This window comes from Pseudochrobactrum sp. Wa41.01b-1, assembly GCF_019464455.1.
Lineage (GTDB): Bacteria > Pseudomonadota > Alphaproteobacteria > Rhizobiales > Rhizobiaceae > Pseudochrobactrum > Pseudochrobactrum saccharolyticum.
This window is the reverse complement of record NZ_CP080493.1, coordinates 816857-830655: the sequence shown is the minus strand read 5'-3', so window position 1 is coordinate 830655 and position 13799 is coordinate 816857. Positions and strand designations below refer to the sequence as shown.

The 13799-nt window shown below is 51.7% G+C and carries 10 protein-coding genes; 3 read left to right on the top strand and 7 right to left on the bottom strand.

Annotated elements, in window-relative coordinates; translation table 11 throughout:
* Nucleotides 1-17 precede the first annotated feature (17 nt).
* Nucleotides 18-2939 (bottom strand): excinuclease ABC subunit UvrA, encoded by a 2922-nt coding sequence (gene uvrA / locus K1X45_RS03935; protein ID WP_220159899.1) that lies wholly within the window; start codon nt 2937-2939, stop codon nt 18-20.
* A 1176-nt stretch (nt 2940-4115) separates the two neighbouring features.
* Between uvrA and K1X45_RS03930 the strand changes: the two genes are divergently transcribed.
* From K1X45_RS03930 to K1X45_RS03920, 3 genes are all read left to right on the top strand, one after another.
* The gene (locus tag K1X45_RS03930; protein ID WP_220159898.1) at nt 4116-5231 is read left to right on the top strand and encodes a P1 family peptidase; all 1116 of its coding nucleotides are present in this window, start codon (nt 4116-4118) and stop codon (nt 5229-5231) included.
* 317 nt (nt 5232-5548) lie between these two features.
* Nucleotides 5549-6406 carry a tRNA 2-thiocytidine(32) synthetase TtcA gene (gene ttcA, locus K1X45_RS03925; RefSeq protein ID WP_220160373.1) on the top strand — a complete coding sequence of 286 codons (858 nt, stop codon included), beginning with the start codon at nt 5549-5551 and terminating at the stop codon, nt 6404-6406.
* A 12-nt stretch (nt 6407-6418) separates the two neighbouring features.
* Complete coding sequence (locus K1X45_RS03920; RefSeq protein ID WP_220159897.1) at nt 6419-7243, top strand: inositol monophosphatase family protein; 825 nt, start codon at nt 6419-6421, stop codon at nt 7241-7243.
* Between the two features lie 47 nt (nt 7244-7290).
* Here K1X45_RS03920 and K1X45_RS03915 read toward each other — a convergent pair whose 3' ends face one another.
* The 6 genes from K1X45_RS03915 to K1X45_RS03890 all read right to left on the bottom strand — a co-directional run bounded on the left by K1X45_RS03915 (nt 7291) and on the right by K1X45_RS03890 (nt 13763).
* A complete protein-coding gene (locus K1X45_RS03915) occupies nt 7291-8580 on the bottom strand; it encodes a multidrug effflux MFS transporter (RefSeq protein ID WP_220159896.1) in 1290 nt (429 codons plus the stop codon).
* Nucleotides 8581-9155: 575 nt separating this feature from the next.
* Nucleotides 9156-9488, bottom strand: coding sequence for a Grx4 family monothiol glutaredoxin (gene grxD / locus K1X45_RS03910; protein ID WP_022711528.1), 333 nt, complete (start codon nt 9486-9488; stop codon nt 9156-9158).
* A gap of 260 nt (nt 9489-9748) precedes the next feature.
* Nucleotides 9749-9982: a BolA/IbaG family iron-sulfur metabolism protein gene (locus K1X45_RS03905; RefSeq protein ID WP_022711527.1), complete on the bottom strand. Its 234-nt coding sequence runs from the start codon at nt 9980-9982 to the stop codon at nt 9749-9751.
* A gap of 200 nt (nt 9983-10182) precedes the next feature.
* Nucleotides 10183-12414: a phosphoribosylformylglycinamidine synthase subunit PurL gene (purL, locus tag K1X45_RS03900; RefSeq protein WP_220159895.1), complete on the bottom strand. Its 2232-nt coding sequence runs from the start codon at nt 12412-12414 to the stop codon at nt 10183-10185.
* 101 nt (nt 12415-12515) lie between these two features.
* Complete coding sequence (locus K1X45_RS03895; protein ID WP_220159894.1) at nt 12516-12914, bottom strand: hypothetical protein; 399 nt, start codon at nt 12912-12914, stop codon at nt 12516-12518.
* 198 nt (nt 12915-13112) lie between these two features.
* A complete protein-coding gene (locus K1X45_RS03890) occupies nt 13113-13763 on the bottom strand; it encodes a glutathione S-transferase family protein (protein ID WP_151159021.1) in 651 nt (216 codons plus the stop codon).
* Nucleotides 13764-13799 lie beyond the last annotated feature (36 nt).

Sequence of the window (13799 nt, the reverse complement as noted above, 5' to 3'; positions counted from 1 at the left end):
ATGGGCGGCGTTGTTATTTATTCAGCTGCGAGTGTTTTGCCGTCAGGACGGCGTTCCAGCAGTTCCTTCAGGAAGTGGCCGGTATAAGAACGCGGTTCGGCGACAATATCTTCCGGACGTCCGACGGCCACAATCTCACCGCCGCCGTCACCGCCTTCAGGACCGAGATCCAATACCCAGTCAGCGGTTTTAATGACTTCGAGATTATGCTCGATAACAGCAACGGTGTTGCCTTGATCAACCAGTTCGTGCAGCACTTCCAGCAGTTTGGCAACATCATGGAAATGAAGGCCGGTGGTTGGCTCATCAAGAATGTATAGCGTCTTGCCGGTTGCGCGGCGGGATAGTTCCTTAGCGAGTTTAACGCGTTGGGCTTCGCCGCCGGAGAGGGTGGTCGCCTGCTGGCCGATTTTGATATAGCCAAGACCAACGCGGTTCAGCGTTTCCATCTTGTCACGGATACTTGGCACCGCAGCGAAAAATTCAACACCTTCTTCAACCGTCATATCAAGAACATCGGCGATGCTCTTGCCTTTAAACAGAACTTCCAGTGTTTCGCGGTTGTAGCGTTTGCCGTTACAAACATCACATGTCACGTAAACATCCGGCAGAAAGTGCATTTCAATCTTGATAACGCCATCACCCTGACAGGCCTCGCAACGCCCGCCTTTGACGTTGAATGAGAAGCGACCTGGCTGATAGCCGCGTGCTTTCGCCTCCGGCAGACCGGCAAACCAGTCACGGATTGGTGTGAAGGCACCGGTATAAGTTGCCGGATTGGAACGCGGTGTACGGCCGATTGGTGACTGATCGATATCAATGACCTTGTCCAGCAGTTCCAGACCTTCAATCCGGTCGTGTTCTGCCGGATGTTCGCGGGAGCCCATGATTTTACGTGAGGCAGCTTTATACAGGGTTTCAATCAGGAATGTGGATTTGCCGCCACCGGATACGCCGGTTACTGCGGTAAAGGTACCGAGCGGAATTTCACCGGTTACGTTTTTAAGATTGTTAGCGCGGGCACCGACAACCTTGATGCGTTTGGATTTGGTGACCTTGCGGCGCTCCGCCGGAACCATAACCTGCATTGCGCCGGACAGGTATTTACCGGTGATAGAATTTGGATTGTTGATCACTTCGGACGGTGTACCCTTAGCAATAATCTGACCACCATGAACACCGGCTGCCGGACCAATATCGACCACGTAGTCTGCTGTGAGGATTGCATCCTCATCGTGCTCAACCACGATCACGGTGTTTCCGAGATCGCGCAGATGACGCAGCGTATCCAGCAGACGTGCATTATCGCGCTGGTGCAAACCAATGGATGGTTCATCCAGCACATAGAGAACGCCGGTCAGACCGGAACCGATCTGCGAAGCGAGACGAATGCGCTGGCTTTCACCGCCGGAAAGCGTGCCGGAATTACGCGACAGTGACAGATAATCCAGCCCCACATCATTAAGGAAGCGCAGGCGCTCGCGGATTTCTTTCAGAATACGGGCAGCAATTTCGTTCTGCTTGTCATTGAATTGCTGGTCGATTGTGCTGAACCATTGGTCAGCATTGCGGATCGACATTTCTGTCAGCTGGCCGATATGCATCATGCCGACTTTAACTGCCAGTGCTTCCGGTTTCAGGCGATAGCCTGCGCAGGAAGGGCAAGGTGTGGCAGACATATAGCGTTCAATCTCTTCGCGCGACCAGTTGGAATCGGTTTCCTTCCAGCGGCGCTGCAGATTAGGAATAACACCTTCAAATGTCTTGGTGGTTTCGTAAGAACGGGAGCCGTCTTTATAGACAAAGGTAATTTCTTTGCCTTTTGTGCCATGAAGCACGGCTTTTTGCGCATCCTCGCTCAAATCCTGCCATTTATCTGTCAGCTTGAAACCATAGGCTTTGCCCAGCGCTTCCAGCGTTTGATTGTAATATGGCGAGGAGGATTTTGCCCAAGGGGCAATTGCCCCGTCTTTCATGCGCAGGGCTTCATCCGGCACAATCAGGTTCGGGTCAATCGCTTGCTGTGAGCCAAGGCCGTCACAGGTCGGGCAGGCACCAAACGGATTGTTGAAGGAGAACAGGCGCGGCTCAATCTCGGCAATAGTAAAGCCGGAGACAGGGCAGGCGAACTTCTCTGAGAACAGCACGCGCTCGTGGGTGTCGTTCTTGGATTTGTTGACGCTGTCTGCTGCGGTTTCTTCTGGTGGCAGCGGCTTATCCGCAAATTCTGCAATCGCCAGACCTTCTGCCAGTTGCAGACAGGTTTCCAGGCTGTCGGCCAGACGCGAAGCCAGATCAGGACGCACCACAACGCGGTCAACAACCACATCAATGTCGTGCTTGTATTTTTTATCCAGTGCCGGTGCGTCAGCTATTTCATAGAAAACACCGTCAATTTTGACACGCTGAAAGCCTTTTTTCTGCAGTTCAGCGAGTTCCTTACGGTATTCACCCTTACGGCCGCGTACAATCGGCGCCATGATATAGAGGCGCGTGCCTTCTTCAAAAGCCATCACACGGTCAACCATCTGGCTGACTGTCTGGCTTTCAATCGGCAGGCCGGTGGCAGGGGAGTAAGGTACGCCAACGCGTGCATAGAGCAGGCGCAGGTAGTCGTAAATCTCGGTGACAGTACCAACTGTCGAGCGCGGATTGCGACTGGTGGTTTTCTGTTCAATGGAAATAGCCGGAGACAGACCGTCAATCTGGTCAACATCCGGCTTTTGCATCATTTCCAGAAACTGTCGCGCATAGGCTGAAAGACTCTCGACATAACGGCGCTGACCTTCCGCATAAATCGTGTCGAAAGCGAGCGATGATTTACCGGAACCGGACAGACCGGTCATGACAATCAGCTTGTCGCGCGGCAGATCAATATCAATATTTTTCAGATTATGTTCGCGGGCGCCGCGAATGGAGATAAATTTTTGATCGCTCATCAGCATTGTGCCTGCGGTTGGTGCGTAACAATTTGGCCGGAAACAGGAGAATGGCAGGATTTACAATGCCTCAGCCGAAACTCAGACATTTATATAGGTGCGCTCTGCTCAAACTCAATATTGACCGGATTTGTACTCTGTTTTGCGGAACCGCGCTGCACTGATGACAGTCCAGCCGCTCTCCCGCAATTTTGCAAAAGGTTATAGAACAAAATATGAACTTAAGTCCAGTCAGATTTTGGTTGTAATCGCAGCAAAGCAGAATTTCTTGTCTAAGCCCATCAAATGGCGATGTAATATAATGTGAAAACCTATCAGTTGACGATGCGCTGTCCTGAGAGCACACTGAAATTGTCTTCAGCATCAGCGGAGGAAAGGGATGTAAAGTCCCGAACAGCTGAAGACGGGCGAAAGCCCAGACAGGAACTTATACTGTTCCGCGCGAAACAGGAGGAATATAAGGATGAGTCCACCTGACCATGCATGACGATATTGTATCGTCGAAAAATAATGTTTTTTCTGAAACTACCGGATTTCTGTAAGGACTATCTGTGAAGATAGTATGCATAGAAAGATCAATGACTATATTCACCGGTCTGTGTGCTTCGGCAGCAAATCGCAGAATATAGGATTTGCTGAAAGTGGTAAGGTTCTGAAAATTATAGCTGAATGCTATATCTGCGGTTCAGAGCCAGACTGTCACAAATGAAAGTTGAAGTGTGGTTTTATTGAAAGAGCAACAATTTATCATTTCTGCAGATAACCTGCCTTTAGGGCAGCTTTCTGATAGCTTGTCGGCGAATGACTACCGACAAAATGGGATGAACCCCAATCAAAAGCCCTGCGCGCCAAAATAAGTGAGCGGCAGGGCATTTTTGTATGTTGCATAAACTTATTACCGAGGCAGATGTGCCTCTATCCTTTCTCATCTTCTCTTCCAGCTTAGTAGTGATGCCATAAGCCTGCTGATAACGGCGGATGAAAGCAATTGCGCGGATAAATTTGCGGTGCTTATATGCCCGTGGTGGTATCGGGGAGCATGACGACATACCGCCACGGAGGGTTCTCAAAAATCAGGGCAAAGACGCTGTGTTTTTGCCTGAAGACAGTTTGCGACAGCGGCGGCTCCTGCTTCTGGCGGAATTGTTTTGATTGCAGAATATGGAAATAATTTTAATGACAAGCATATCGCATAAGCCGCGCGCGCGTGATCTCGGTATTCCGTTTACAGGCACAACCGGCCCGAATAATGCCATTACCGATGTTGAAGGCGTGACGGTTGGTTATTCGACGATTATCGAGGGTGAGGGCAAGTTAGAGACCGGTAAAGGCCCTGCACGCACCGGCGTTACAGCCATTCTGCCACGGGGTAAGACATTCAATCCGGTGTTCTCCGGCTGGTATTCTCTCAACGGTAATGGCGAGATGACCGGCACAACATGGGTGGAGGAGAGCGGTTTTCTGGAAGGGCCGATAGCGATCACCAATACGCATAGCGTTGGCGTGGTGCGGGATTCTGTAGTTTCATGGCTGATTGATAATGATTTGACGGGGCCGCATTTCAAAGACCTTTACTGGCTGCTGCCGGTGGTTGCTGAAACATGGGACGGTATCCTGAACGATATCAACGGCATGCATGTGAAAAAAGAACATGTCTATGCCGCGCTGGATAATGCTGCGGGCGGTAGAATTGCAGAAGGCAATGTCGGTGGGGGCACCGGCATGAACCTGTTTCATTTTAAAGGCGGCACCGGCACATCCTCCCGTAAACTGAGCGAGGAAGAGGGCGGTTATACTGTCGGCGTCTTGGTGCAGGGTAATTTCGGCAGACGGCAGGATTTGATGATTGCCGGTGTACCGGTTGGTGAGGAAATCACCGAGCTTATGCAGGATACATCGTGGACGCGTGAAGAAAGCGGCTCGATTATTGTCGTCGTGGCAACGGATGCACCGCTGCTGCCGCATCAATTGAAACGGCTGGCGCGTCGTGTGCCTGTTGGCATTGGTCGTGTCGGCGGTTTTGGAGCCAATGGCAGCGGTGATATTTTTATCGCATTTTCAACGGCCAATCCTGAAGCTTTCAGCCGTGAAGAAACCACACAGATGGAGATGGTTTCCAATAATAAAATGGATCCGCTCATTCAGGCTGCTGCTTTGGCAACCGAAGAAGCGATTATCAATGCGATGATTGCTGCGGAAACCATGAAAGGGCGGGACGATAATATCTCTTACGCGCTTCCGCATGACCGGCTTGTTGAAGTTATGAAGAAGTATAACAGACACTCTGAATGAAATTTGTGACCGGGAGGCGGCTGAAAAGCCGCTTCTTTGTTGCGAACAGGGGCAGTTCGCTTTATTCGATGCTAAAGAGCGCCGTGTGCCAGACTTGGCACACAAAGGTCGCTCGAACACTTAAAAATTAGAGCATAATTCCTTAAACTATGATGAGTTCAAGGAATTATGCTCTAACAGCAGTTTTTGCAGCAGAGATATCTATGAATATTCACGACACAGCCCTGAACGGCGATACAGGTTCAGATTTGCAGGACAAATTGGCGAAACCTGTGCCGGTTTCCGATATCAGTCCGGAACTGGATGATTATGCATCCATGAGTGATGAGGATATGGGCGGCGACGGTTGTCATCCGCTGTTCCGCAATGTGCCGTCCTCGGTCGGGTTCAACAAGCTGCGCAAGCGTTTGCTGCGTCAGACCCGTCAGGCGATGGATGATTTCGCCATGGTGCGCCCGGGCGATCGCTGGCTGGTGGCACTGTCCGGCGGTAAGGATTCCTACGGTCTTTTGGCGCTGCTGCTTGATCTGAAATGGCGTGGTCTCCTGCCGGTTGATCTGATTGCCTGCAATCTTGATCAGGGACAGCCGAATTTTCCGAAACATATTCTGCCGGATTATCTGACCAAAAATCAGATTACCCATCGCATTGAATATCAGGATACCTATTCGATCGTGACAGATAAGGTGCCGGAAACTCAAACCTATTGCGCGCTTTGCTCGCGTTTGCGCCGCGGTAATCTCTACCGTGTTGCGCGTGAAGAGGGCTGCTCGGCGCTGGTACTTGGTCATCACCGCGAGGATATTCTCGAAACCTTTTTCATGAATCTGTTCCATGGCGGTCGTCTGGCTTCTATGCCGCCGAAACTGCTGAATGATGAGGGCGATTTGCTGGTCTTGCGCCCGCTGGCCTATGCGGCAGAAGATGATCTGGCAAAATTTGCCACAGCAATGGAGTTCCCGATCATTCCTTGCGATCTGTGCGGCAGTCAGGACGGCTTGCAGCGTAATATGATGAAGGCGATGCTGACCGATATTGAAAAGCGTATGCCGGGTCGTAAAGATACGATGATACGCGCGCTGGCCAATGTGCGCCCGAGCCATTTGCTCGACCGTAAGATTTTTGATTTTGCGTCGCTGGTAGCGCCGGAACTATCCTCCCCCTCAGACGAATAACGGAAGCAGACAATGTTTGATCATCACGAGATTAACTGGCTGGCTGATTTGCTCAGCTCGACCGCTGACACTGAAATTCTGCCGCGCTTTCGCCGGCTGGACAGTGGCGATATCCGCCAGAAAACCTCGGCAGATGATCTGGTGACTGAGGCTGATGTTAATTCGGAAAAGGTGATCACTGCTGCTCTGCGTGAGCGCTTTGCTGGTGCGATGATCGTTGGTGAAGAAGCCTGCAGTGACAATCCGGCGCTGTTGGATGGTCTGAATTCTGCGGATCTGGCTTTCACTATTGATCCGGTGGATGGCACATTCAATTTCGCATCCGGTGTGCCGCTGTTCGGCGTCATGCTCTCGGTTAATATCAAGGGCGAGACCGTTGCCGGTATTATCTATGACCCGATGGGGCGTGACTGGCTGATCGGTATTAAGGGGGCGGGCAGTTATATCCGCCGTGCCGATGGCAGTGAACATAAAGTGCGTGTTGCTGATGCTCCGGCGCTTAAGGAAATGACCGGCTGTGTGTCATGGCAATATCTGCCGGAGCCGGATCGTACGCTGGTTGCCGGTAATCAGGCGAAGTTTCTCTCGCATCTCGGCTATCGCTGTGCAGCGCATGAATATCGCGTGATTGCCACCGGTTCCGCGCATTTTGCGGTTTATAACAAGCTGATGCCTTGGGATCATCTGCCCGGCAATCTGATCCATCAGGAGGCCGGTGGTTATACTGCGCGGCTTGATGGTAGTGCTTATAAGCCCGGTCATGTCGATGGCGGTTTGATTATTGCACCTGATGCAGACAGCTGGCAGGCGATCAAACAAGCGCTGTGGCAGAAGTAATTATCTGTTCTATAAAGAAAAAGGCCGCATTAAGCGGCCTTTTCCTTTTATTTCTCAATCACATGCTGCGGTGAAGGCGATACCGCGCGGAACAATTTGCCTTGTTCTGCAATCAGCACAAACACCATCGCGATAGCACCGACAATGAAATAGCCAAGTGCCATAGGCACGGTTGTTCCGTTGAAGGACTGGCCGATCAGCATACCGATGGCTGCACCGGTCAGTGACTGTACAAAGCCGAGAACGGAAGAAGCTGTGCCTGCAACCTGTCCGAGCGGTTCCATCGCCAAGGCGTTGAAGTTGCCGCCGATAGAGCCGAAGCAGAACATAATCAGTGCAAAAATCACGATATAAATCGGGAATGGCACAGGGCCTTCAAAAAACACCGACAGCAGGAACAGCAGCAGGCTGAGGCTGATAAATGTAATCAGCAATACCTGCGAAATCCGGCGCATGCCGAAACGTCCGACCATCCGTGAATTCAGGAAGGCGGACAGTGCCATGAAGGCGGCAACGGCAGCAAAAGCGACAGGAAAGCCGCGCCCCAGATCATAAATGCCGACATAAATCTGCTGTGCAGAATTGATGAAGCCGAACAGCGAGCCGAGCATAAAGGATGCAGCCAGCGTGTAGCAGAATGCCACACGGTTACCGATAACAATGCCGAAGCCGCTGATAATGGATTTGGCTGTGAAAGGACGGCGGTTTTCCGGTGCCAGAGTTTCCGGCATACGGGAATAGGCCCAGAAACCGATCACACAGGCAAACAAAGCCATAAAGCCGAAGATCATATGCCATTCGGAGAAGATCAGAATGACTTCACCGGTTGCCGGTGCAATCACCGGAACAATCATGAAGACCATCATCGCCAGCGACATAATTTCAGCCATAGCACGGCCGGAATAACGGTCACGGACAATGGAGACGGTCATTACGCGGGTAGCCGCGGCACCGATCCCCTGCAGGAAGCGCAAGACCAGCAGCATATTGAATTCCGGCACCCAGACACAGGCCAGCGAGGTGACGACATAAATGCCGATACCGATCAGCAGTGGCTTTTTACGGCCAAAACGATCACTGATCGGGCCATAAAGCAGCTGTGAGACTGCAAAGCCGAACAGGTAGACTGTAACGACATATTGGTGATGGTTCGGTGTCAGAACACCGAGAGAATTGCCGATTTCGGCCAAAGCGGGCAGCATGACATCAATAGCCAGCGCATTGATTGCCATCAGTGCCGCAATAAGGGCAATAAATTCCGGTCTGGATAATTTAAATCCGTCGGAGGCTTGATTGCCGGATGCAGATATCGCATCTGCAGGAAGTTCACTTTTCATCTTTTACATGCCTTGTCCGGCCGGAAATGCGGTCGGAAAAATCTATTGCGGATCAGCAACCGGCAGACTGATAATGACACTATCTGCTCTTGACGTGTCTGTGGCCGGATACTGAAGCGATGTTCCGCAAACCGCTGAAACTCGGATTGTTTACGGAACAGAGGTGTTTTGAATAGCGCGCAGGCAGAAACAGTCCGGTATCTGCCGAGCTATAAAGGGCGAAAGCCGTGCAGCCTCAAAACGGTTACAGGGGCGTCCGCAATCTTGTGACCTGAAACTTCAGGAAGGGCATTTACCGCAGCAATTCGATGCAGCCTTATGCAGGCGGTGCCACAGATAAATACTGTTTGAAAATATTGATACCGGAAAAACTTTTCGCCGCATTCGTGAGATACTGCGCTCAAATTTCTGGCGAAGCAGTTTTACATGCCGGTATATTCCAACATATAGGGATTTGCGCAGAGCGCAATCTGGCCGGAATGATAAATTCTATTTAATAGTTTAAATGAAAAAAAAAACGGCAGAAGATCTGCCGTTTTTTGATAATCACATATTCGTGAAGTCTTTGCTGCGGATCAGGCTGCCTTGGTGGCAATGCCTTTTTCTGTCAGCAGAGCCTGCAATTCACCGGCCTGGAACATTTCGCGCACGATATCGCAACCGCCAATGAACTCACCTTTTACATAAAGCTGAGGAATGGTCGGCCAGTTGGAATATTCCTTGATGCCCTGACGGATTTCGTCAGAAGCCAGAACATTGATGCCTTTATAGTCGACGCCGATATAATCCAGCACCTGAACAACCTGACCGGAGAAACCGCATTGCGGGAAATCCGGTGTGCCTTTCATGAAAAGCACGACATCGTTGTTTTTGACTTCATTATCGATAAGCGCAGTGATGCCGCTCATGGGAGTGTCCTTTCATTGCCGGCGGGACAAATTCCGCCAGAGCTAGGCTTTAGAGCATTTCCGGTTTTGATTGTATCAGAGGAAATGCTCTATTTCTTTGTTTTAACGCATTTCCTGACGCAAAACCGGTTCCCACTTTTGCTGGAAATACTTTAAATATCGGCTGCTTTTTAAGCGATGCGGGAAACATCTTCCAGAACGCCTGTTGCCGCAGGGTATTTTGTGAGCCTGACTGCACTGCACTCAGGCTCAGTGAATTGTTATTCCGGTGCGCGGGTCTGCAATGCCAATGCGTGCAACACGCCGCCCATATTGCCGCCGAGGGCGTCATAAACCATCTGATGCTGCTGAACGCGGGTTTTACCGCGAAAGGCCTCCGCTACGACTTCGGCAGCGTAATGATCACCGTCTCCGGCAAGGTCGCGGATGCTGACAACAGCGCCGGGAATGCCTGCCTTGATCATGTCTTCAATATCACCAGGTGCCATAGCCATATTAAAATCCTCCGAGAGCATTTTTTCTGATCAGAGTGTGCCGCGACCGATCTGTTCCGTCGCACCAGCTCTGTTTTTTTGTTTTAGCATCTTGTCCAAAACCTGTCTTAAGCTTTTGGGGATACTCTTCTTAAATTGGAGCCTGCGTCTCGGTGTTTCAAGACGCAGGCTCCGTTATTAACGGGTATTAAAATCTGGTTTCAGATTTCGCCGTTCATATAGTCAGGGAACCATGATTCATAGGCCTGATGCAACTGTTCAACAGATACAGGCTTTGCTGAACCGAGGATAACAGACTTACCACCGGTGCGACCGATGAATGGTGCTGCAATACCGGCTTTTTCTGCGCGGCTCTGTACCTGTGCCAGATTGGCTTCGGTCACGGTCAGCACATAACGTCCCTGATCTTCACCGAAGAAGGTGAGAACCGGATTATGGGCTGCCGGTTCATTAATGGTTGCGCCGATTTCGCCTTTGATAGCCATTTCAGCGACAGCCTGTGCCAGACCGCCCGATGAGCAGTCGTGAACAGCGGTAACCAGACCATCTTCGATCAGGCCGCGGACGAAGTCGCCGGTTGCTTTTTCATGCGCCAGATCAACATGCGGAGCAGGGCCGTCGATGCGGTTGTGAACGTCACGCATATAGGCGGACTGGGCGATATGTGTACCCCAGCCTTCCGGTGCGCCTGCGAGCAGAATGGCTTCGCCTTCGCCCGCAAAGCGGATGCGTGCCATTTTCGACCAGTCTTTGATCAGACCAACGCCGCCGATGGTCGGTGTCGGCAGAATGCCCTGACCATTGGTTTCGTTGTAAAGCGAGACGTTACCGGAAACGATCGGGAATTCCAGCACGCGGCAGGCTTCGCCGATACCTTTGATCGCATGAACCAGCTGGCTCATGATTTCAGGACGCTCAGGATTACCGAAATTGAGGTTGTCGGTTGAAGCAAGCGGTATAGCACCGGTTGCTGTCAGGTTGCGCCAGCATTCGGCAACAGCCTGCTTACCGCCTTCAAACGGATCGGCTTCCACATAACGCGGGGTCACATCCGACGAGAAAGCCAGCGCTTTGGTTTCATGGCCGTCAACGCGGATCACACCGGCATCACCGCCCGGCAATTGCAGGGAGTTACCCTGAATCAGCGTGTCATATTGCTCATAGACCCAGCGGCGGGATGAGCCGTTTGCGGAGTTGAGCAGCTTGATCAGGCTGTCTGCAATATCGGCCGCCGGTACATCATCGGCAGCGAGCGGTTTTGGTGCAACAGCCGGTGTCCACGGACGATCATATTCAGGAGCCTCATCGCCGAGTTCCTTGATCGGCAGATCGGCAACCTGTTCACCCTGATGGAAGACGCGGAAACGCAGGTCATCGGTGGTTTTTCCGACGATGGCAAAATCCAGACCCCATTTTTTGAAGATCGCCTGTGCTTCTGCTTCCTGTTCCGGACGCAGCACCATCAGCATGCGTTCCTGACTTTCCGAGAGCATCATTTCATAGGCAGACATCTGCTCTTCGCGCACAGGTACGGTGTCGAGGTTCAGCTCAATGCCGAGATCGCCCTTGGCGCCCATTTCAACGGCGGAGCAGGTGAGGCCGGCAGCGCCCATATCCTGAATGGCGATAACCGCGCCGGAAGCCATCAGTTCAAGGCAGGCTTCAAGCAGGCATTTTTCAGTGAACGGATCACCAACCTGAACAGTCGGGCGTTTTTCATCAATCGATTCATCAAATTCAGCCGATGCCATTGTCGCACCGCCAACGCCGTCACGACCGGTTTTGGCACCGAGATAAACAACCGGCAGGCCAACGCCTTCAGCCTTGGAATAGAAAATCGCATCGGATTTTGCGAGACCCGCTGCAAAAGCATTGACGAGAATGTTGCCGTTGTAACGGGCATCAAATTCCACTTCACCGCCAACAGTCGGCACGCCGAAAGCATTGCCGTAACCGCCAACGCCGGAAACAACGCCGGAAACGAGGTGGCGGGTTTTCGGATGGTCTGGCTCACCAAAACGCAGAGCATTCATGGCTGCAACCGGGCGGGCACCCATGGTGAATACGTCACGCAAAATACCGCCGACACCGGTCGCCGCGCCCTGATATGGCTCGATATAAGACGGGTGGTTGTGGCTTTCCATTTTGAAAACAACGCAATCGCCGTCATCAATATCAACAACACCGGCATTTTCACCCGGGCCCTGAATAACGCGCTTACCTGTGGTAGGTAATGTGCGCAGCCATTTCTTGGAAGATTTATACGAGCAATGCTCGTTCCACATTGCCGAGAAAATACCCAGCTCCGTAAAGCTTGGCTCACGACCGATCAGGTCAAGAATGCGCTGGTATTCGTCGGGCTTGAGGCCGTGTGAGGCAATCAGTTCCGGTGTGATCGGGTAATCATTACGGATTGACTTTTTGCTGTCCATATCGGTGTCGCTGTCTTCTTTGATCTATGAGCCGGAGCTCGGATATGTGATAGGTTCGATGCTTAATTCTTATGTACCGCCAGCTTTGCTGGCATAATCGGTTAGCAGCTTTTTTGTCCGGAAGCCCAGCGCGCTGTATCGCGCTCGATGCGTTCGGAAAGCGGGCTTTGCATTAACGGGCCGAAACGCTCCATACGTCCCGGATTGCCTTCTGCCTGCACAACCAGCAAAGGCCGGTCATTCGGGGTCTTTGCTGGGACGACGAGAATACGCGGTCGGCCGGTATAAGAAACCAGTTCCGGCGCCAGCGTATATTGGCGGAACTGAGGGTCGCCGGATTTAAACCAGCATTGTCTTGCACCAAGCGCCACGCGTTCCATGGTCGCTAAAGCCGTATGGCTCACATTGCCCGATGCGGGAGACGGGGATTTTTTAGACGCGAGACATCCGCTTAAAGCAACTGCGGACAAAGCCATTACAATTATATGCGCCAATTTCATTAAAGACTGAGCTCCGCAGGGGAAATGATTGTATGGTATTTCAGCATTTGCAAAGCCTGACCATTGTTTGTCAGGCTTTGCGTTTCTTAGGCTTTAGAGCGGTTTACCTCCGGATTGGATCATGGCGCTCGCTCTAATTTTTTTAGTGGTCGCATTATCACGGACGTCTAAGTTGTTCCAACTTGACTGTGAAATGCTTTAGCTAGCTTTCGCCAGAGCTTTGCGGGCATCCTGCATCTCGCCCAAAACGGCAGCGATTTCAGGGATACCTTCTGCATTGGTTTTGTAGCCTTCGATATTCGGGCAATCATCCAGAATGGTTTCAAAACCCGGAAAACGACGCAGGCTTTCCAGCAGGAAACGCGTTGGCGCAAGCCATGCATCCGCCAGTGTCACATGCTCACCCAATGCATATGGGCCGGAAGAAATACGGTCTTCAACGGTTTTTAGCGCATGGTGTACATGGTTGAAGACTTTCGCTGCTTTATCCGCAGGAAGCGGATTGGCAGGGCCTGCCAGCAAAACAGGGATGATCGACGGCAGCACATCCAGATCGAGCAGACGCATAATAATACGAATCTGCGCACGGTCTTTCGGATCGGCCGGCAGCATTGGCTTTTCAGGGAAGCGTTCTTCCAGATATTCCGCAATTACAGAGGCTTCAAACAGTGTTTCACCGGAGCCGGTGACCAGCACAGGAATGCGGCGCATAGGGGAGATTTCACGGAAGCTCTCCGGCAGCGGTGGTCCGGCAGGCGCATCAATCAGTTTCAGCGGCAGGTCTTTGACCTCAGCAATAATGCGGATAAAGGCGCAGTAGGGTGATAAAGGCTTGTTATAGAGCTTCATAGTACTTCCTCCCGTTTTGCTGTTATGCAGGTCATG

Bases quoted from the DNA above. Each gene is read 5' to 3' on its own strand.
- uvrA (WP_220159899.1), bottom strand. From the start codon at position 2,939: ATGAGCGATCAAAAATTTATCTCCATTCGCGGCGCCCGCGAACATAAT.
- K1X45_RS03930 (WP_220159898.1), top strand. From the start codon at position 4,116: ATGACAAGCATATCGCATAAGCCGCGCGCGCGTGATCTCGGTATTCCG.
- ttcA (WP_220160373.1), top strand. From the start codon at position 5,549: ATGAGTGATGAGGATATGGGCGGCGACGGTTGTCATCCGCTGTTCCGC.
- K1X45_RS03920 (WP_220159897.1), top strand. From the start codon at position 6,419: ATGTTTGATCATCACGAGATTAACTGGCTGGCTGATTTGCTCAGCTCG.
- K1X45_RS03915 (WP_220159896.1), bottom strand. From the start codon at position 8,580: ATGAAAAGTGAACTTCCTGCAGATGCGATATCTGCATCCGGCAATCAA.
- grxD (WP_022711528.1), bottom strand. From the start codon at position 9,488: ATGAGCGGCATCACTGCGCTTATCGATAATGAAGTCAAAAACAACGAT.
- K1X45_RS03905 (WP_022711527.1), bottom strand. From the start codon at position 9,982: ATGGCTATGGCACCTGGTGATATTGAAGACATGATCAAGGCAGGCATT.
- purL (WP_220159895.1), bottom strand. From the start codon at position 12,414: ATGGACAGCAAAAAGTCAATCCGTAATGATTACCCGATCACACCGGAA.
- K1X45_RS03895 (WP_220159894.1), bottom strand. From the start codon at position 12,914: ATGAAATTGGCGCATATAATTGTAATGGCTTTGTCCGCAGTTGCTTTA.
- K1X45_RS03890 (WP_151159021.1), bottom strand. From the start codon at position 13,763: ATGAAGCTCTATAACAAGCCTTTATCACCCTACTGCGCCTTTATCCGC.